This window comes from Methanobrevibacter millerae (assembly GCF_900103415.1).
GTDB lineage: Archaea > Methanobacteriota > Methanobacteria > Methanobacteriales > Methanobacteriaceae > Methanocatella > Methanocatella millerae.
In genome coordinates, this window is record NZ_FMXB01000004.1 from 155338 (window position 1) to 175734 (window position 20397).

15 protein-coding genes are annotated in these 20397 nt (G+C 39.2%); 1 reads left to right on the forward strand and 14 read right to left on the reverse strand.

Going from position 1 to position 20397, the window contains the following annotated elements:
• Nucleotides 1-9 precede the first annotated feature (9 nt).
• The gene (locus tag F3G70_RS03570; protein ID WP_149731350.1) at nucleotides 10-3180 is read right to left on the reverse strand and encodes an ATP-dependent DNA helicase; all 3171 of its coding nucleotides are present in this window, start codon (nucleotides 3178-3180) and stop codon (nucleotides 10-12) included.
• A 102-nt stretch (nucleotides 3181-3282) separates the two neighbouring features.
• On the opposite strand from F3G70_RS03570, the gene F3G70_RS03575 reads away from it, so the two are divergent.
• Entirely contained in the window at nucleotides 3283-3993 is a 711-nt protein-coding gene (locus F3G70_RS03575; RefSeq protein WP_149731351.1) for a thymidylate synthase, read from the forward strand.
• Nucleotides 3994-4010: 17 nt separating this feature from the next.
• On the opposite strand, the gene F3G70_RS03580 is transcribed toward F3G70_RS03575, so the two are convergent.
• The 13 genes from F3G70_RS03580 to F3G70_RS03640 form a co-directional block, all read right to left on the reverse strand.
• Nucleotides 4011-9380: a C1 family peptidase gene (locus tag F3G70_RS03580; RefSeq protein WP_149731352.1), complete on the reverse strand. Its 5370-nt coding sequence runs from the start codon at nucleotides 9378-9380 to the stop codon at nucleotides 4011-4013.
• Between the two features lie 90 nt (nucleotides 9381-9470).
• Nucleotides 9471-10883, reverse strand: a complete 1413-nt coding sequence (locus F3G70_RS03585; protein WP_149731353.1) for a nicotinate phosphoribosyltransferase — start codon at nucleotides 10881-10883, stop codon at nucleotides 9471-9473.
• 51 nt (nucleotides 10884-10934) lie between these two features.
• Entirely contained in the window at nucleotides 10935-11198 is a 264-nt protein-coding gene (locus F3G70_RS03590) for a hypothetical protein (RefSeq protein WP_149731354.1), read from the reverse strand.
• Between the two features lie 224 nt (nucleotides 11199-11422).
• Nucleotides 11423-11971, reverse strand: coding sequence for a rubrerythrin (gene rbr / locus F3G70_RS03595; protein WP_149731355.1), 549 nt, complete (start codon nucleotides 11969-11971; stop codon nucleotides 11423-11425).
• A gap of 75 nt (nucleotides 11972-12046) precedes the next feature.
• Nucleotides 12047-13435, reverse strand: coding sequence for a CCA tRNA nucleotidyltransferase (cca, locus tag F3G70_RS03600; protein WP_223165997.1), 1389 nt, complete (start codon nucleotides 13433-13435; stop codon nucleotides 12047-12049).
• Nucleotides 13419-13976 carry an RNA 2',3'-cyclic phosphodiesterase gene (thpR, locus tag F3G70_RS03605; protein ID WP_149731356.1) on the reverse strand — a complete coding sequence of 186 codons (558 nt, stop codon included), beginning with the start codon at nucleotides 13974-13976 and terminating at the stop codon, nucleotides 13419-13421. The genes cca and thpR overlap by 17 nt, the downstream gene beginning before the upstream one ends.
• Before the next feature lie 9 nt (nucleotides 13977-13985).
• A complete protein-coding gene (locus F3G70_RS03610; protein ID WP_149731357.1) occupies nucleotides 13986-15116 on the reverse strand; it encodes a 3-dehydroquinate synthase II in 1131 nt (376 codons plus the stop codon).
• 9 nt (nucleotides 15117-15125) lie between these two features.
• Nucleotides 15126-15917 carry a 2-amino-3,7-dideoxy-D-threo-hept-6-ulosonate synthase gene (locus F3G70_RS03615; RefSeq protein ID WP_149731358.1) on the reverse strand — a complete coding sequence of 264 codons (792 nt, stop codon included), beginning with the start codon at nucleotides 15915-15917 and terminating at the stop codon, nucleotides 15126-15128.
• A gap of 60 nt (nucleotides 15918-15977) precedes the next feature.
• Complete coding sequence (locus F3G70_RS03620; RefSeq protein ID WP_149731359.1) at nucleotides 15978-16493, reverse strand: class I SAM-dependent methyltransferase; 516 nt, start codon at nucleotides 16491-16493, stop codon at nucleotides 15978-15980.
• Complete coding sequence (locus F3G70_RS03625; protein ID WP_223165998.1) at nucleotides 16490-17329, reverse strand: pantoate kinase; 840 nt, start codon at nucleotides 17327-17329, stop codon at nucleotides 16490-16492. The genes F3G70_RS03620 and F3G70_RS03625 overlap by 4 nt, the downstream gene beginning before the upstream one ends.
• Before the next feature lie 46 nt (nucleotides 17330-17375).
• A complete protein-coding gene (locus tag F3G70_RS03630; RefSeq protein ID WP_149731360.1) occupies nucleotides 17376-17885 on the reverse strand; it encodes a flavodoxin in 510 nt (169 codons plus the stop codon).
• Nucleotides 17886-17984: 99 nt separating this feature from the next.
• Nucleotides 17985-19208 (reverse strand): FprA family A-type flavoprotein, encoded by a 1224-nt coding sequence (locus F3G70_RS03635; protein WP_149731361.1) that lies wholly within the window; start codon nucleotides 19206-19208, stop codon nucleotides 17985-17987.
• Nucleotides 19209-19439: 231 nt separating this feature from the next.
• On the reverse strand, nucleotides 19440-20201 hold the full coding sequence (locus F3G70_RS03640) for a DUF4013 domain-containing protein (protein WP_149731362.1): 762 nt from the start codon (nucleotides 20199-20201) through the stop codon (nucleotides 19440-19442).
• Between the last annotated feature and the right edge of the window lie 196 nt (nucleotides 20202-20397).

Genomic DNA, 20397 nt, shown 5'->3' on the forward strand with positions numbered 1-20397 from the left:
TAGATTTTATTATCTATTACAAATTTTTTTATATTGGCAATATTCACAGTGCTTTCCTTCTTTTGACGGGAAATTTTTGCTTATAATATTATCTGCCGTAGCATTTAACTCGTTTAAGACTTCTTTTTCCTTTTCATCGGAAATGTCGATTGAAATCATCTTTTTTGATTTGATTGCATAAACATATAACTTTTCAATTTCAACGTCTGAAAACTTCTGGTTTTTATCCTTTAGGGCTGCACGGTATAAATGCAACTGTTTTGAGTACTTATCAATGAATTTAGACTCTATTGCAGTGTTTTTATAATCAAGAATTCCGATATTGCCATCCTTGTCCTTAAATATCAAGTCTATGATGCCCGCCATCGAATAGCTGTCCGTTTTAATGAAGAACAGATATTCGGACTCGATGATTTCAAGATCTCTTCCCTCATGATCATAGTAATGGATTACGTCATGTGTAATCGTTTCAAGCTTTCTTTTGTAGCGCTCCTCATCCTCAAGCTCCAAAGCGATGTTTGAAGTGTGGAATAATCTGGAAACGATTTTTTTAACACGGTCGTTGCCGATGTATGTATTGTTTTCGGCTTTGATTTTTTTATTAATTACTTCCAATGCCTTATGAATGAAAATACCGTCATCCAGCTTGTTCGGATTTGAGGTTCTGAAATCGACCTCATAGGCCATCCTGTACTTGAAAGGACATTCCAGATAATCTTCCAGGGCAGAAAAGCTCAAAGTAATCAGTTCGGCATCCGCATCTTTTGGAGGCTTGTCGATAACGTTAATGTCAATGTCATGAGGGTTGATTAACCTGCAGTAATCAAGGTTTTCGTCAATGGCATTCTGAACGCTGTCAGGTCCCTTATTGATTGACTTTAAGTAATCCGTATCATCTAAACGATTATAAGCCGTTTCCACTTCAGCTTCACATCCATTAACGATTGATGACAATATCAGCGTGTCCTCTGCTCTTGTCATTGCAACGTAGATTACGCGCTCCTCTTCCCAGTTGTGCATCTTAAGCTCCTCTTCCTCATCCTCAAAGTTCTTGTATTCAAGACAATCACATGGAGTGTAATATACAGGCCTTCCCATCATGTATCCGCTTTCGGGATTCGGATTCCTGTATTTCAGAGGATATCTGTTTTCATTTAAAGAAGCGAGAATTACAACCGGAAACTCAAGTCCCTTGGATTTGTGGACTGTCATTATCTGAACGCCCCTTGAATCCTCAACATAGGATGCGTAGCTTTCGATATTCCTGTAAATGAACCAGTAGGCTCCCCTGATATCTCGGTCATACATCATGTCCTCATAGCTGTCGAAGGTATTCGTTATGACGGAGAGGTTATTGATCAATTCGCTGTCATCATTAATGACGTCAACGCTTAAGCAATCGGTTATTTCAGTTAATAATGTTAAATAAATGTCTAAGATTGTTGGCCTTTCGCTGTATTTAAGGTCTTCATCGAAAATGTCTGATTTCAAAGCATTTAGTTTACGGAAGAATTCCAAATCGTTACTATCAGTAACGCCATATTTAACGAGGTTTTCATCGGTTAATACCGGCTTTTCAACAGTCTTGAATATTTCCTCTAAAATCTCTTCGTCACGGTTGAAAACTCCTGCAAAACTTCTCAATCTGGATTTCTTGCCTGTGAATTTCTCATAAGCAACCTTTTCAGCGGCAATCACCTGATTTTCATAATCGTCCTGCAAATCATTTAAAATAGCTTTGGTATCATCTGATAAATCAAATAGCTTCTGCTCGAAGTTTGCACCTGTGTAAGCCTTCAGGTTAAGCCATTCCTTTTCCCAGCGGGTTAAAATGATTTTATCGGAATCTTCATCCTCAATCAAATGATGCAGCAATGTCAGAATGGATTTGATTTCATCCTTATCAAACAAATCGTTTCTTCCCTTAATCTGGTAAGGAATGTCATTTTCAGCCAATAGCTCAATTAACGGGTCAATACAGGATGATGCACCCTTGACTGATCTTGTAAGGATTCCTATTTCATCATAGCTGTTGATTTTGCCGTTATCATACAGATATTTAATGATATTGAAGATGTTAAGCGCTTCACTTTTATTGTCCGGGTTAATGAGATAGTAAACTTCATTGTTAACGTCACGACCGCATTTGGCTTTCTTTAATGCGGAGTTTTGTGACTGCTGATGCCTTATGTAATCCTGGCTGATATCGATGATTTCATAGGTTGAGCGATAATTGGTTGGAAGGCTTTTCGGCTCGACATCATCACCATGCAAATCAGCCAGATAATCGAAATAATTCTCGCTTGAGCCCCTAAAACCGTAAATGCTCTGGTTAATGTCACCTACAACAGTGAATGAATCCGTATTTTCCATTAATATCTCAAAGATTTCCATCTGAACCGGATCGGTATCCTGAAACTCATCGATTAAAATGTTTTTAAAGCGCGTTTCCGGGTTTTTCCTCAATATTTCAAGGGCCTTAACCTGCATATGATTGAAATCGGTAACGTTATACTTATTCAGCAAATCCTTATAAATCTCATATGATTTGGCAATCTGCAGGTATTTCGCATTGTACCATGCCTTTTTAAACTCCTCATTTTCACGAACCTCATCGCGCGGGAATGCTCCGTCGTTTTCGGCCATGTATTCATTGACAAAGTGAACGTATTCATCGCAAACCGGATGGGTATTTTCAATATACTCAACCAGTTTGGGAGTGTCAACCTTGAATGTGCAGTATTCGTTGTATTTGCGGATAACGTCTCCCACCTCTCTTTTCGGCAGGTAACACTCACCTACAAAGCCGAGCTCATCAGCATGCTTTCCAATGAACATGTTTATCTTTTCGCCCAGATCATCGTCAATGACGTCAAAACCGACCGCTCCGCTTTTTTCAAGGATTTTGCTGCAGAATGAATGAATCGTTGATATCTGCATCTTTTTGATGTCAGTGCTTGAAATGTTGTCGTCTGCAAGCCTGTCCTGAAGCTCATCGGCGGCCTTTCTGGAAAAGGTAATTATCAGAAGGCTTGAGGGATCTATTCCAACTTCATTTAACAGGTATTTTACTCTCTCAATTATTACGCGGGTCTTTCCGGCGCCGGGGCCCGCTTCAACGCTTAAATATTTGTCACCAGTGTATGTTACTACGCTTTCTTGTTCGGGATTCAATTGCATGGTTATTAATTTGTATATATTATGATTTAAAATTTTACCAAAACACTAAGTTTTTATAATTTCAAAAACATACTAAAAAACAATTTAAAAGGACTGTTTAAGATGTTAAGTATTAATCAATGTTATCTGGATTTTGTTAATAAAATATTAAAAGAAGGAAAGGAAACCTATAAGGACAGCAATCATCATTTAAAGGAAAGTTTAGGAAACTTCTACATTATAGATGACCCATTGGACTTGAAATTCAGGGCCAAATATCAGAATTACACTACAGACATGATGCTTGCAGACATCAAATCCGGAAGGTTTGACATGGAAGCCTGCCCTATCAAAAGCGATGCACTATATGAATACGTCAGGTCAGTAGAAGACCCTGAAATCATCAACAACACCCAGGGATTCGTCTACACCTATCCTAACCGTATCTTTGCGCATTTTGATGTGGATCAGTTTGAAAGCATGAAAAAAAGGATATTGACCGCTACAGGATCAAACCGTGCAGTTGCAGTTACGATAAACCCTATTGAAGATGCCGAAGAGGAAGATATCCCATGTCTGCAGTTCCTGCAGTGCATAGTGCGTGACAATGAACTGACAATTCACTGTATCTTCAGAAGCAACGATATTTTCGGCGCATTTTACTCAAACATGTTCTTCATTGCATATCTCGGAATAAAAATGAAAGAGGAAGTTAATGAAGAGATAATGGGTACGAAACTTAACTTTGGAGGAATCCATTACCACTCCACTTCCGGCCACATCTACAATACCGATTTAAAGGCCGCACGCAAGTTAATAGCTAACAACAAATAGCTATTCCCTTTCTTTTTTTATAAATTAACCGTTACTGTATTGGCACTGTTTAAACCGTTGTATGTGGACGTTATGATATATTCCCCTTTCTGCAGATTGATTTTAAGGCTTGCAACACCATCGATACCTGTAACCCTCTCATAAAACACACCATTGATGTTGAACGTTACGGTCTGTCCGATGTAAGGATTTCCACGGGCGTCCAAAACCTTCGCCCTGAAGCTTGACCCGTCCTTATACCTCATTGTCAAATCAGAGGTTTCAAGAACGCTTAAAACTGTTATTTTATTGGAGACTCTTGAATCACCATACTGGGCAGTAATGACATAGGTGCCCGGCTCAAGATTGATGTTGAGGCTTGCAACGCCTTTCGAATCAGTTATTCTTTCATAAAAGACTCCGTTAATGTTGAACGTTACGGTCTTTCCAGCTTCAGCCTTGCCTGTTTCTGATAAAACCTTTACGCTGTATTTTGAAGTGTTCCTATAGTATTTTACCAGATCGTGATTATCCGTTAATCTTGAAAGCACTTTAACGTTGGCCGATGCCATTTCACCGGTTTTCGGATTGCTTACGGTTAATATGTAAGTTCCCGGCTCCAGATTGAGGTTAAGCCTGACAACGCCCTCTGAATTGGTTGTTCTGTCATAAAACACTCCGTTGATGTTCATGCGAACAGCTGTGTAAGGAACAGTATTTCCTTTGCTGTCTAAAATAGTAGCATAAAACTGCGTGCCGTTTCTGAAGTATTTAACCACGTCATGAGTTATTACTGTCGATTTGACCTCGATGCTTCTTGAAACATCACAGGAGGAATGATCGGAATCGCCGTAGTATCTGGCGGTGACAGCGTATTTGCCTGAGTTTAAGTTAATGGCCAGTGAAGCGTATCCGTCGCTGTCCGTTGTTCTTGAGTACTGCGCTCCCTGAAGTTCAAAAACGATTGCCTTATTGGCTATAGGTTTATTGTTTTCATCAACTAATTTAACCTTGAATCTGCTTCCGTCTTTGTAATGCATGATTAAATCATCGGCAATCAGTGAAGAGTCAGTCGAATAAACCGTGAACGAATCGCTTGAAGATACGGGATAATACCTGTCGTTTCCGGAAAATGACAATACTACATCATAGCTTTTGCCTTTATCAAATACCTTTTGAATCGTGAATGTGGTTGAACCCTTATTAACGTTAACAGTATAAACAACACCTGAAACCTTCAAATCACCTGTAAATGAAGCGTCTGAAGTGATATGCGCAACAGGCTTTTCACCATACTTGACATCATCAACGGTTAATGACACGTTAATCGATGTCTTGCCCGTTATCGTAATCTTTGAATTGGCAGTTGACTGTGAGTACTTATCGGAAGTGAAGGTTGATTTCAAATCATGAACGCCAGCATTGGAAAATGAAGTGGTTAAAATCGCAACTCCATTATTAACGTTAACGCTATGGGATTCAGAGCCCAAAAGGAAAACGACGTTTCCTTCATTAATGAGGCTTCCCTTATCATCATAGACGTTTGCCACAATATAAATCTTTTCTCCTGCAGAGGCCGTGATGTCGTTTACAACGATTTTGGAGTCAGTAAAACCATTTACTGTTACCGTTGACTTTGCAGAAGACGTCGAATAGCTGTCACTGGTAAATACCGCACTAACCTCATAAACACCGGATTTCGAAAATACAGTGCTTAAAACAGCCTGACCATTTGAAACACCAACATCATAGGTTTTGGAATCAACCGTGAAAGAAACTGTACCCTTATTAATAGGATTATTAGCAGAATCAGTAACCCTTGCAACGATATTAACATTATCGCCCACATTAACAGCCATATTGTTCAATCGGACATAGGATTCGGGAAGACCCTTAACCGTTATCGTTGACTTGGCAGAGGAAGTTGAATAGCTGTCGCTTGTAAATACAGCACTAACCTCATAAACACCGGATTTCGAAAATACAGTGCTTAAAACAGCCTGACCATTTGAAACACCAACATTATATGTTTTGGAATCAACCGTAAATGAAACAGTACCCTTATTAATAGGATTATTAGCAGAATCAGTAACTCTTGCAACTATGTTAATATTATCGCCCGCATTAACGGCCATATTGTTCAATCTGATGCTTGAAGCGGGGATTTCGCCGATGTTGACTCTGGCGCTTGTGGATGAAGAAGCGTACTCATCACCTTCATATGTTAAATAAACATTGGAACTGCGAGGAATAACAACGTTTAAAATAGCCTGACCGTTCATTACTTTAACTATGGCCGTTATACCATTGATATTGAAGGTAACCTTGCCTGCGCGCACCAAGTCTGCGTTGCTGTCCCTGACGGTAGCGGTTATGGTCACATTGTTATAGGAAGCCGAAGATGTAACGGATATTGACGTGTCAAGTATCTTCTGGCGAACGTTAATTACTGCTGAAGCGTTTGAAGGATAATACTGCCTTGAAGTAAAATATGCATCAATCCCATGATTTCCAACATCTGAATATGAAGTAACAATCGTTGCAGCACCGTTTCTGACTTCAACAGTCTCTTCAAGAGAATCGGTCCTGAAAGTGACGCTTCCTGAATTTACGGGATTGTTTGATGAATCGTAAACCCTTGCGGTAATGCTTACGTTATCATCAACTCTAGGTGAAACAAAGTCCAAAACGATTCTGGAGCCTGAAAGGATTAACTCAGCATCAACATTTGAGCTTACAGTTGAAGGATTGTAATGAATACCGTTATAGGTAGCCTTAACTGTGAAATTGCCCCTTCTTGTAAAAGTATAGTTTAAAACTGCTTTTCCTGAGTTTACGTTAACGACATAGTCCTTTGCGTCAATTGTGAACGTGACGCTTCCGGTAGTTACCCAATGATTATGGGCGTCAATGACGTTTGCCGCAATCGAAACAACCTTTCCGACCTCAGCATACAAATCATCCATGTAAATGAAGGTATTCAAGGTATCCAAAGTGGTAAATGCCTTGATACATGCCACCTGGGAAATGTAATCGTTTCCTCCATAGGTATAGACGATATCGTATAAATCATTCCAGGTCTTTCCGTCAAGGCTGAAATAGGATATTCCAGGCGTATATAAATGCTTGTTTGCGTAAACCGTCTCTGAAACAGGGAAAGTTCCGCTGTTGATTTTAATTGCGATTTCGAAGATGTCTCCAGTATACAAAGGAATGAACTTGTCCAGCTTGAAGGTGAAATAGCCTGAAGGTGAAGAGCCAGTCTGGGAATATTTCAGTTCATCGTTGACATAGATATGGGCTTCCCATTCGGTATCAGTCCTGAAATAGGTTGAAAATGCGGCCAAAAGCTCCTCGTCCGTTGCAGAAAAGACGTTCTTGTACCAGATGCTGTCCCTTCCCGTTACAAAATAATTAGTCATTCCTATGAAATCGTACTGGTAATTCTTGTCCAAATCAACGGTATTGTTTAAAACAAATGTGTATGCGGACTGAGGATTACCGATTTCTGCAAACTTGGTGTCATAATATGAAACGTAGAAATATCCGTTTTTACCGTATCTTTCACCCCAGCTGTTTTTACAAATCCATGCGCCGTTTGCCGGAGGAGTGTTTTTGAAATTGTATTTTGAATAGTCATCATCCCATCCCACAATTAAAACGGCATGATTAACGCTTCCCTTGCCGTCATAGTAATAGGAATTAGTGTTTTTGGTTAAGTAATTGTCGTCATTGTGCAGGCCTGAAGCCACGCCGCCATATTTCATTATCGCCTTTTTGATTTCGTCATTGTCAGTATATGAATTTCTGCCGACGCATAAGATGTCCTGAATGTGGAATATGGAATGCAAGACCGGTGATAATGTCGAATGGTCATCGAACAAATCATCCTCTTCAAGAACCGGACCCAGCCAGCTTATGAGGTATCCAACAGCCATCAGGTCGTATCCGCCCATATTGGTGTCGACGTTCCAGCCGTAATCGGAATAAAGACTGATGAGGTTTTTCATGTTCTCTTCAGACAAGTCATAGGCAACCCCCGTGGTCTTTAAGATGCAGGATTCCAGGGCTCCGATTGCAGAAAATGCCCAGCAGTCCCCGCTGCTTTCCTGATCTTTAACAGGAGTTACAAAGCCATGATCAACAAGGCTGTAGTATTTTGGGATATTGGTTATTTCGGTGTGGATTTTGTCATTTACAATCATGGTGTAGTTTCCATCGCCCAGCCAAGGATTAATCTGGTGGGTAACGTACAAATCATTGCTTACGGATGCCTTATTGTTAATGTAGGTATTTTTCATATTTGACGGAATTATATTTAAAATGGAGTAGATTCCGCCCCCGCAAACTTCAGCGGTGTTTGAGACGAATACACAATTTTTAATGTAGTGGTCTGTGGCATTGTCGAGAAAGATTCCGCCTCCGTTTTTGCCGTGGTTCTTTTCAAAACGAGAGTTGTCAACATAGAACTTTCCATACAGTGAATAAATCGCTCCTCCCCTGTAGGAGGCATTATTTCCATAGAATCTTGAATTTGTAATTACAGTAACCGAATTCAAATCGCAGATGGCTCCTCCGAACTGGCCGAAGGAATTGATGAAGTCTGAATTGGAAATCGTTACGTTCGCATTCTTAAAGTATATTGCGCCGCCCGCATCATTAATGGATTTGTCATTGATGAAAGTGGAATCTATGATGTCTATTCTTGAATTGTCGCTTGCAGCTATCGCTCCACCGTAATTGTAGGCGACGTTTGACTCAAAAGTTGTATTGACGACTTTCAAATGTCCGTGGGTCATGTAGATGGCACCGCCGTACATCGCGTAATTGTTCCGGACAATACAGTTAGTCAAGTAAAGATATGGGTCGTAATGCTCGCCCGGATTATATATGGCACCTCCGAAGGAATGGTTATACTGATCTGTGATGCTTGCATTTGCATCTTCTAAAATTACATTTTCAATGTCTATTGTTCCGTGATTGATGATGTTAACACCGGACAGCGTTAAATCAGATAAAGTGAAATGTCTAATGGTCAGGGCATGGTGGCTTCTAACTATCGTGTCCTGCATGCCTGAACCGTGTACAGTTAAATTGGTATATTGCATTGAAGGAAATGTTTCAAAGAGGTATTCGCCGTTTGCCAAATGGATAACTCCATTATCACGAATGTATTCCTGTTTCAGCTCATTATAGGGATTTTCCTTTGAGCCGTCACCGCCGTCGGGAGCGGATGAATCGAAATATACCTCATTTAAATTTCTCAATAATATCTCCTCTTCCTCAACAACCCTGGACATGACGTTCGTCTGGTCAACGCACTCATAAGCTACCGTTGAAGGGAGTATAACAATAAATAATAAAAATACCGATATAATCAGTAGGGATATTTTAGATTTATTGAACAATTTGTGTCCTCCTTTATATAGTAAAGGTATGTTTGTACCTCATCATATATAAAAGAACACTATAGAAAAAAAGAATTGAAAAAGTATAAATTAAGGGGAATAATTTGAATAGTTTTCAGCCCTTGATTTGATTTTGCTGAACTTTTCATCAATCAGCAGTTCACCGTCCCTGAAGACCGGCTGAAGGACGTCATCACCGTCAGCATCAATAGGAATTGTCTTGAAGCTTTCCCCATCTTTAACAAGTTTAAATCTTCCCGTTTTTGATTTTTTACTGGAGTCCAATGGATTTTTAAAGATATCGTGCCATTCATCATCTCTCAGCTGAGCAGAACACTTGAATGCGTTTCTCTGCGTATCACGGTTGACGGAGCTGTGAAGCCCTCCGCCCATTCCGAAGATGATATTGGATGCCGCCCATCCGTTGGATTTCATTGCAAAGAGAATATCCCTGATTTTGTGATAATTAAGGCCGTCACCCCACAAAAGGCCGATATTGGCATCGAACATCTTATAGCCCTTTTCGGTAGTGCAGCTTCCAAAGCCGCTTTCAAGAATATTCAAACAGTCGATTGTCGTTGATACAGGCTCTCCGCTGTCCGGCCTGAAGACAACCTTGTTTCCTTCAGTTTCAAGAAAGCTTAAAATGGCTTCATTGAGCTCATAACCTTCACTTGAGGCCTGCTTTAAAAAGTTCCTGTAATTATAGCTGTCAATTACTAAAGATAAAATGCCGTCCTTTGCATTGTTAATAACGTTTAAGGTCTGTTCGATTTCCCCGTCAGGACCTAGGGACGTCATTACGCTGTGCTCGGTTGCCTGAACGGAAAATCCGTAAACGTCTGAGTCATTGTAGTAGTTTTCAGGAATCGTCAGGGCAGGAATGGTGTCGGTACCTGAAAAGCTTAAAAGGTGTGCAGATCCACAAAGCATAGCTGATTCGGTTGAAGTTGCGCCTCTGTAGCCGAAATCATGAAGCATAAATGCCAGATTATCCTTAGGAGAGCCCGTCACGTCCAAATAAAAGTTGGCGAGCTTTCTGACTTCTGCAGATAAGGTGGCAACCGTTGAAGGATACCATACCTGCAGCAATAATGATTCAAGATAATTCGGTAACCAGTAACACTTATCGTCAGTGTTTTCAACTGTCATTAATACGTTTGAGACATCAACTGGAGTGCCTTCGGGAACCGCCCTGATTTCAACAGGCAGCTTTCCGCCGAATTCATCCAGAATGTACTGCCATCCTTCACGGTTGAAGATGCCTCCTCCAAGATGAGCTTCCATTAACCTGTCAGCTTCATCGATTTTCTCTTGAGTTACTACTTTACCTTCCAGATACTTTTTAATTATGTACTGCAACCCGTAAAATATAGTTTTGTTAAATTCAGCACCAACTCTGCTTTCCAAATAGGAATAAATCTTTTTCGTTCCCTTTGGATAGAAATAGTGATGAGTTATTTTATAGGAGTCAGTAAACAAACAGATATTATTTTCTATCATGTTATCACTTGTATTAATAATATTTATTTTAAGCTTGTTATAAAGTTATGTTTATTTTTCGGAATCGGAATTTTGAGCTTTAAGCTTACAATTTTTAATCTGAAGCTCATAGAATCTGTTTATAAGCTCCAAATATTCAAGTTCAATCCTATTGAATTCATCTTTAATGAAAATGGATTCCGATTCCTTTTTAGCATTCCTGATTTCTTCAAGGAATTCTTTCTTACAGTCATCTTTAAATATTAATGTCATGGCAATCATTCCTTCAGTTATAATTTCACATACCAGAAATTCAACAATTAACCTGATTAACAAATTGTTTCTTGTTTTTCAATTAATATCTAAAGAAATTCTTTCAAAATAATATCTCTGTGATTGGTTAATGAAAAATGCAAAAAACATTCACTCGGTGAGCTATTTGTTATCTTCAATTTTGTCTTTTATAGTATTTAACATTAATCTAGAGGCTAATGGATTCAAAGTATTTGCAAAAAACATGAAAAAACATTAAAATAAAAAAAAAAAGAGAAAAAATTAGATTATACATAACTTAAATCTAATTTCCCATAATATGACTGGGGGTGATCACACATCGGACATACCTCGGGAGCCTCCTTGCCTACATGGAGGTTTCCGCAGTTGCCGCATTTCCAGGTGATTTCACCGGATTTTTTAAACACGCTATTTTTCTCAATATTGTTTACAAAAATCCTGTATCGCTCCTCGTGTGCCTTTTCAATGTCTGCAGTCAATTCAAACAAATCGGCTATTTCGTCAAATCCCTCTTCACGGGCTTCACGGGCAAAATTAACATACATGTCTGAATATTCGTAGTTTTCGTTGACAATGGCTTCACCAAGGTTTGTTAATGTGTCCTTGACACCGCCATCATGCAATAACTTAAACCATACTTTAGCATGTTCCTTTTCATTATCTGAAGTCTCTTTGAATATTTCGGACAATTGGACATATCCATCCTTTTTTGCCTGGCTGGCATAGAATTCGTATTTTACGCGAGCTAGTGACTCACCTTTGAGAGCCGTTAAAAGATTTTCTTCGGTTTTTGTACCCTTTAATTCTTTAGGCATATTTTTCACCTCAACATTAAAGGGCTTTTTTATAGTATTTAAATATTTGGTGATTAAATGGTAACCAAAAAATAGCTAGCGTCTGATATGCTGATTCGGATATAAGAAGTCATCCAAAAAGGCTAAAAACTCATCATCATTAGCCAAATCGTTTATATCGCAGATTTCATAGCTTTTAAGCAATGGCTTGTTCAAGTTTTTTCCTACCTTAATCAGTGAAATGTAATCGGGAGTTATGAGATGGCGAATGAAGGCTTCAGGAGTTGTAAATTCCCTTTTGACGTTTGAAACGATGTAATCATCGAGAATATAACAGTTTTCAAAGCCGAACTTTTCAATGAAGTTGCTGCAGCCTTCCTTAAAGAATACTCTCGGACCGTGATGAACCTTAATGTCATTAAGCTCGAAAACAGCCAGTTCTATAAGTATTATGGCCGTATCAATCTCGTCTGTCCAGTAACCTGTCTGAAAAACTAAAAAATCATTTGAGTTTAAAATTCTTTTAAATGATTCAGATGTCTTTTTAAGCTGAGGATGCAGGGTATCAAGAGGAATCTGAGGAATGTTGAATTTAATTGCAATAAGATTGCTTTTTCTATCCTTGAATTCATTTAAAACACTGTCCTTATCCAATTCCTTAGCCAAAGGATAGAAATATTCATCTTTTTTATCGGAATTTAAGAAATTCCTTGCGGACTGAATGAACTGTGAGAACTTATCCAGTCTCAATGCGGCGCCAACATTGCGGTTCTTATCGGTCGGGTCTATGCAGACCAATGGATCTTTGAACTTTTTGGCAGTGCCGTAACCCTTCAAATCGATGACGTGGCCGAATTGCCAGTCCGCAGCCTGCCTTAAGGTATTTTCAAAAGTTCCGTATTCTATAATGAGCAGTTCACATAAATATCCTGCAAATCCCCCCACTTTAAATTCTGAACCGTATGTTTCGGTCATGTCCATGAACCTTTTCAAAAGCAGGACCTCATCCTTTTGCGAATCGCTTAAATTGGCCTGAACAAAGATTGTATGAAGGATTGTCCTGTCAACGGCGGATTTAATCTGGCTTCCGTCATTAATTCTGTAACACGGAACAAAGTCTATCTTGAAGTTTTCAATCTCTGTTGTAACGTATGGATGGGATGCGAACTGATGGTAGGGCTTTACGTTAAAGGCTCTGCAGCATTCATGAGCCAAATCAAGTCCCGTATCCTTCAAATAGCTTTTATCACAGGATAGGGGAAATGCAATAAATAAATCAATGTCTGATTTTCCCCGCAGGTAGGTTCCCTTGGCCACTGAGCCCACAAGAACCGCTTCAGCGTCGATATTATCCTGACTGCACTTGTCATTAATAAAGTCTAAAAGCTTCTCGGAAACTTCCCTAACTTTCTTTTCCTCTTCAGCTGTGGGTTTAATTTCATCTAAAATAGCTTTATAATCCATGAAATCATAGCCTGAATTCAATTAAATCTTCATAAATCGGGCCGCTTGGAGTTAATGTGCTTTTCTTTAGCGTGATGGCATTGACTTTCATAGTACCAATATCAACGTCGGCATACTCTTCAATGGTCTTTTTGACCTTATCCTTGCCTTTAGCTGATTTCATCCGGCCTATGGTGAGGTGTGATGAGAATTTTCTGTCCAAATCAAAGCCTATCTCATTGAACTCGTTATCAAGCTTGTCATGCAGATCCTTAAGGATTTCATCCTCATCGAGGCCTACCCAAATCACTTTAATGCGATTTTTGTTCGGGAACGCCCCGCAGCCCTTAATCTTTATATTAAATGAATCAAAGTCATTAATTACCTTTTCAACCTTTGAAGCTATCAAATCTATGCCTTCTGTGTCGATGTCTCCAAAGAACTTAAGGGTGAAATGAAGGTTCTGCAAATCAACGTACTTGATATGGGCGTCGATTTTTTTAAATTCACGCATTACCTTATTGATTTTAGGCTTTAAGTCATCGTCCAGGTCGATTGCTAGAAATGCTCTGATTTGTGACATCAATATTCCTCACTGTTCAATTATCGTTTCGTCAATGGCTATGCCGAAGTGCCTTGCGCTTTTTTCTATGTATACCTTTACCTTATCTCCAGGCTTGACATCGGCAACGGATAAGGGTTCGTTATTTTCATCAACAATTCTTATCGTTTCTGCGTTTTGAAGTAATGTTCTGATAATCTTTCCTTCGTATTCAGCTTCAATCAATATCAATGGCCTTCTCTCGATTTTGCTTCTTCCGACATATGCCGTACGGGTTTCCCCTTCGGTATTAACGATTAATACTTCGTCTCCGGCAACAAGCTCGGATAAGTATCTTGTCTTGTTTCCGGGAACCATGACGTATGCCTGTACGGGTCCTGCGTTAACCCTGAAAGGTCTTGAAGCCACGTATTCGCTTTCTAAAGATTCTGAGTGAACCAGAAACATTGATTTTGAGTATGAACCGATTAGCATTCCTTCGCCCGGCTGCATCATGTCTGTCGTGTCGACGCATACCCTGTCGCCTGAGCCCAAAGGCTTGACGTTGGTTACTGTAGCTACTTTTAATTCGTATTTTTCCTTTGATGCGTCATCCACTTCTTTCGCTATTGATTTTATCTGTGCAAAATCGTTGGCTTCAAATATTACTCCGTCGGTTCCGTGCTCCAGAGTTTCCAATGCCAGTTTTGCGCCTTCTTCATCGCTTACGGCGGCTATTATATTAACGTCTACCTTTTGCAAATCTGCAATGATGTTTTCTAAAGGAATTACTGTCCAGTCCGTGCTGACTAATATGATATAATCAACGATTGGTCCTATTTTTACTGCCAGCTGTTCGTGTAATTTGTCTGTTATTTTAATGTATGCGCAAACGATTTTTCCTTCGCCTTTTGCCTTTTTTGAGAGAGCCAAATCCTTGGAGTCGGATAAGTTTTCACTTAAATCGACTGACCCGTCACCTTCGCCGTTGATTCCGACCAGATAAATGTCCGCTTCATCATCATTTGAAACGATGTTTACGTTTCCCAGTTTCCTGATTTTATCGGAATACTCCAAATCAAGGACATAGCTGATTCCGGATTCAAGAGCTGTCGTTATCATCTCTTTTCTGTCGTCCCACGGGAGGTCGGGAGTCATTATCCAAGCGAATTTGTTTTGCATTAAATCACCTTAGAGGAATTTTAAAGCTTCTTCTACTTCCAAATCATTGTGGACTACTTCTGAAATAGCTCTTGTGATTTTACCAGGGTTTTCAGCCTGGAAGAGGTTACGTCCGAATGCAACTCCTGCACCGCCGACACTTAATGAATCCTTTACCATGGTCAATAATTCCTCATCAGTATCCACTTTAGGTCCTCCTGCGATGACTACAGGAACAAGGGCTCCTTCAACTACTTCCTTGAATGAGTCAGAATCTCCTGTGTAGTTTGTTTTTACGATGTCAACGCCCAGTTCTGAACCTACACGTGCAGCATGCTTTACGAATTCAACGTCCATTTCGTTTTCAACCTTCTGACCGCGAGGATACATCATTGCTAAAAGCGGAATTCCCCAGTAGTCACAGGTTTCAGCGATTTCTCCAAGTTCCTGAAGCATTTGACTTTCGGTTTCGCTTCCGAGGTTAACGTGGACTGAAACGGCGTCAGCACCCAATTGGATTGCCTTTTCGACTGAGGTTACGGTTACCTTATTGTTTGGGTCCGGTGCAAGGGAAGTACTTGCTGACAAGTGTACGATAAGACCGATATCCTTACCGTATCCCCTGTGGCCTCTTTGAACAATTCCTTTGTGCATTAAAATTGCATCTGCTCCGCCCTGGGAGATTTCTTCAACAGTATCGTCAATATTGACTATTCCTTTAATAGGTCCGCTGGAAACACCATGATCCATAGGTGCAATAACAGTTCTGCCAGTATTCCTATTAAAAATCCTTTCTAAACGAATCTTTTTACCAATCATTATAATTACCTTCTAAAAAAATAACATTATATACTATATTTTTGATGTTATATATAGTTTAATCTATTTTTTAGGCATTGGAGTCCATAAATCAAATTCCTTAATTTGAGGAGGAATGCCGCTGTCCTTGTATGAATCCAAAAAGCCTTCCTCGGACCTGTAATCGCCCTTTACCTCGGCTACTGAATTGTGGAATTCAACAAGGCCCCTGTTTCTGATTATGGTGTGTGTAGGCTTGAAGGTGGATGACCATATGTAAAATACTTTGAAAACGGTATCGGGATGATATCCTCCCCCCAAATCAATGGCTAGAACGTCACACTTTTGGGTTAATTTAAATACTTCAGATAAGGTTTCATGAAGCCTTACATCGGCATTGATGAAGGTTAAGTCAAGTTTTGACATTTCACATGATGCTTCCGGTGAATTGTCAAGGGCTATTAATGTTACGTCCCTTTCAAGAATTACTTTGGAGGTGTTTCCGGTATGGCATCCAAGCTCGATTACGCAGTCACCGTCATTAATTAAATCTGAAATCTGATTTCTGTAGTCATTAACGTCATAGCTCAGCTTTATCATAACTTATCCCTTGTGTAGAGTTTATATATATCAAGGCCTTCAATCTTCAAATCCTTGAATGAGCTTTCATTATCTGCAAAGGCGAATGCGGTATTTCCAAGCATTGCCATTGAAGCGCCTGAAATATCACTTGAAGAATTAAGATAATCAACAAGATTTTTGACTTCATCGCTCATTAACTTCGTATTTTGAGAAAATTCAAGAGAAAGCCTTAGAAAGTTATCGACAGAAGGATTCCTTTTAAATTTGCTTAAGCATTCACGTCCGTTTGATGAAATCAATTTTTTATGTTCAGGATTAGTGATGACGGATGCAGTACTGATTTCACCGAATGTTTTAGTAGCTATAAAGAATTCATCATCAAAGGATTCGATTTTACCGATTCCAGGAGCGCCAGGACTAGTTCTTAAAACAATGCCGCTACCGGTCTGGGCTATAACGTCACCCAATCCTCCGCCGAGGGCAATATCAACCTTATGGGCAATCTGGCCACATTCAATATAAGAATGATTGAAATCAAGAAATTCATTAAGCGCAATGGCTAAACTCAAGGCGGAAGCCGCTGACGTTCCAAATCCGGCACCAATAGGCACCTGAATGTCCTGAATTATTTCAAACGATTTATCAGCGTCAAAGTGTTTCAATACCTCGTTGATTACAATGTCGCTTCCCCGATTGACATTGATTTTAAACTCACTGGAGTCCCTTACTGTGCTTTCAACTCCCTTATCAAGCAGGAATCCTGCACCGCACGAACCGTTTATCAAAGGGTCTGGATTGTTTTCAATGCTGAAAAATCCCGTGATGTGTGCCGGCGTGAAATGTGAAATTCTCATGATAAAGGTTATGGAGATGATTAATAATAAATTTGTTCATTTGATATTAATCCTGAATCCATTTGTTTACAATTGATTCGGCACCATGAACTTTAGAGCCCTGTATGGAAAGGCCTTTTTTAATTTCGGCACCTTCACAGAGATTTTTTAAATCCCTTTGTGATGAGCCGAAGCCGGATCCTTCATGGGTTACGAAAGGCTTGACTGTTTTTGCGGCAAAATCAAGCTTTTCAAGCTGCGTCCACATAGGCATCGGCAGGGTTCCCCACCAGTTTGGAAAACCTATGAAAAGCGTATCGTATCCGCTGATATCCATTAATTCTTCCTTGAGTTCCGGGCGCGCATCGTCGTTCTGTTCCTTTTGGGCCACTTCAATACATTTGGCGTATTCGGAAGGATAATCGTTTAACGGTTCCACCTTAAAGATATCCGCATCAGTCGCTTTTTGAATTAATTCAGCTATTACTTCAGTGTTTCCCTTTTCGATTACCTTAAGCTCGCCGCCGAAGTAGTTTTCACCGGCATGGGAGAAATAAATAATTAGACTTTTTGACATGTTAATTCACCTAGTTAATTTTATCAATCAATTAATATATAAATGTTGCGATACACAACAATTAATACTTAAAAAAAAATAATAAAAGAATAAAGTTAATTATTCCTTAATGGATCTTGCAAGCTCTGCACCCTTATTGAAAGCTTCCTGCAATACTTCTTCGTCAGGAACGAAAGTAACGTCTAATGTATCAGTTACATTGAATCCTGCAGCTTCCAAATCGGTCTGGAGCTTTGCAATGGCTCCTCCACCCCATCCTTTGGATGAAAAGATTAAAGCATTCTTGTTGCTGGTTGTTCCTGCGAAATTAACGCAGTCAAGCCAGTACATCATGTTTCCAATACGTGGGAAAGGCTTGTTCATCATTGTAGGAGCGCCTAAAGCGATTGCCTTGGAGTCCAAAACATCAGTAATGACATCATCAGGTCCGTCATGCTGCATGAAGTACATTGCAACTTCAACACCTTCGCTAGCAATACCTTCAACGATTTGGTAAGCAAGCTTTTCGGTTGAATGGTGCATTGTGTCGTAAATGACAGTGATTTTGTCCTTGCAGACACCTGAACCCCATTTTGCATACAGGTCTATGATGAATTTAGGGTTTTTCCAGATTTGACCGTGGCAAGGAGCAATCATCTTGATTTGGTCGACGATGCCGTTGTCGGTGAGTTCCTGCAGCTTCATCCTAAGCATTGGAGAGCCTAAGGTAACGAGATTAGCGTAATACTTTTGAGCTTCCTTTTCCAAAACGTCAAGTGAATAGTCTTCATCGAATCTTTTTGTGTGACATACGTGCTGGCCGAATGCGTCATTGGAGAACAGAATGCCTTCTTCAACCAAGAATGTGAACATGCTGTCCGGCCAGTGAAGCATCGGAGCGGATACGAAAGCAAGGGTTCTTCCGCCGATGTCGATTTCATCACCAGTTTGAACAGTATTGATTTCCAGATCTCCGAAATTGTGATATTGCTGTTCCAGGAACTTGGCACAGTTAGGGGAAGCGTAGATTTCAGCTTCAGGATTGTATTTTTCAATGGTTTCACGCAAATGTGTGGAGTGGTCCATTTCAGAGTGATTCTGTACAAATACGTCGATTTGGATGTCTTTTCCTTCCTGAGCAAATGCATCCTCGATTCTTGCAAACAATTGATTATCCAATCCTCCGTAAACGTTATCGATTAATACGGTTTTTTCTTCACCAAATACCAAATATGCGTTGTAGGTGGTTCCTGGAATGCTGTATCCGTGGAAAGTTCTGCTGTTCCAGTGGAGAACGCCAACCCAGTAAACGCCTTCTGCGAGTTTTGCTGCTTTAGCTATCATAACAATAATCTCCTAAAAAATTTCAGTTATTAGAAAATATATTCCTGTTACTATATAATAATTACTTAAAAAACAAGAATTTTTGAATCCTGTAGAAAGCATATCAAAAGTTAAGATATTTATTAGATTTTAAGAAAAAGACCTTTGAAAAACTTGAAAAGCTTGCATGAATGCTTTTTTGACAAGAGCATTGGTTGAATGCGGCGATAACTGTCTGGAGAGCTACTGATGCTAATTATCTGATTGTTTCTTTTTAAATATCCTGTAAACGGCACCTATACCCCAGTATTGAGTGGTGAACAATAACAAACCTAAAAATACTTTAAGAATATAATCCAAACCAAAAATCGGAAGGTCTATATCTATCATTAATGAGAAAAAGGCCAATAAAAGTATAATTACGGTATAATGTTTTGCATATACTCCCCACCCGATTACATCAATGGTTTCTTTAATTCTCTTTAAATTGAAAGCCTCTATAATACTGCCTGTATCGGCTAATCTAGCCAATCCCATTTCAATGAAAAACATTGTGATATAAAATACTATAAAGTCGATGATAAGAAAAATAACCGTAGCTACAAAATCATGATTAAATAACAGGGGCACCGTTTCAAAAAAATCCATCACCAAATCATCTACATCAACTACTGGAAAACCGAATAGAGAAGATACGAAAGTAAAAAGTAACAGTTGAAATGAGATATACACAATAAAAACAAAAGATGATTTTATTCCCAAAACAACGACATCTTTGATTAATATTTTAGGCAATCTCTTACCGCCATTTAATACATCCTTAGTTATGGCCATCCCGTAACCTGAAATGAAAATATAGGGTATCATTGACAGATAAAGAGCAAAAGGTATCTTCATTTCATCAAAAGCTTCCATAAACATGCAAAACAAGAAGAATAAAACAGTAATAAGTACAAGAAATAGCTTATTATAAGTTGTATACTCCCACATCTCTTTAATTATTTCCAATGTCATGATTGCCTCCAAAGAAATGAAAATTTTTCAAAGATTATTCTCTTTACTAAAAAGTATTATTTTCATGAATATATAAAAAGTTACCCATTTAAATATAAAGGCATGACTTTTTAGTTGTCAGATAATTCCCGTATAGCAGTTTTTGAGTAGTATCCTTGCGATATGATGGGGATATGCGTAAAGATTATTTTCTCAA

Coding starts and splice junctions, on each gene's coding strand:
- F3G70_RS03570 (WP_149731350.1), bottom strand. CDS start 3,180: ATGCAATTGAATCCCGAACAAGAAAGCGTAGTAACATACACTGGTGAC.
- F3G70_RS03575 (WP_149731351.1), top strand. CDS start 3,283: ATGTTAAGTATTAATCAATGTTATCTGGATTTTGTTAATAAAATATTA.
- F3G70_RS03585 (WP_149731353.1), bottom strand. CDS start 10,883: ATGATAGAAAATAATATCTGTTTGTTTACTGACTCCTATAAAATAACT.
- rbr (WP_149731355.1), bottom strand. CDS start 11,971: ATGCCTAAAGAATTAAAGGGTACAAAAACCGAAGAAAATCTTTTAACG.
- thpR (WP_149731356.1), bottom strand. CDS start 13,976: ATGTCACAAATCAGAGCATTTCTAGCAATCGACCTGGACGATGACTTA.
- F3G70_RS03610 (WP_149731357.1), bottom strand. CDS start 15,116: ATGCAAAACAAATTCGCTTGGATAATGACTCCCGACCTCCCGTGGGAC.
- F3G70_RS03620 (WP_149731359.1), bottom strand. CDS start 16,493: ATGATAAAGCTGAGCTATGACGTTAATGACTACAGAAATCAGATTTCA.
- F3G70_RS03625 (WP_223165998.1), bottom strand. CDS start 17,329: ATGAGAATTTCACATTTCACGCCGGCACACATCACGGGATTTTTCAGC.
- F3G70_RS03630 (WP_149731360.1), bottom strand. CDS start 17,885: ATGTCAAAAAGTCTAATTATTTATTTCTCCCATGCCGGTGAAAACTAC.
- F3G70_RS03635 (WP_149731361.1), bottom strand. CDS start 19,208: ATGATAGCTAAAGCAGCAAAACTCGCAGAAGGCGTTTACTGGGTTGGC.
- F3G70_RS03640 (WP_149731362.1), bottom strand. CDS start 20,201: ATGACATTGGAAATAATTAAAGAGATGTGGGAGTATACAACTTATAAT.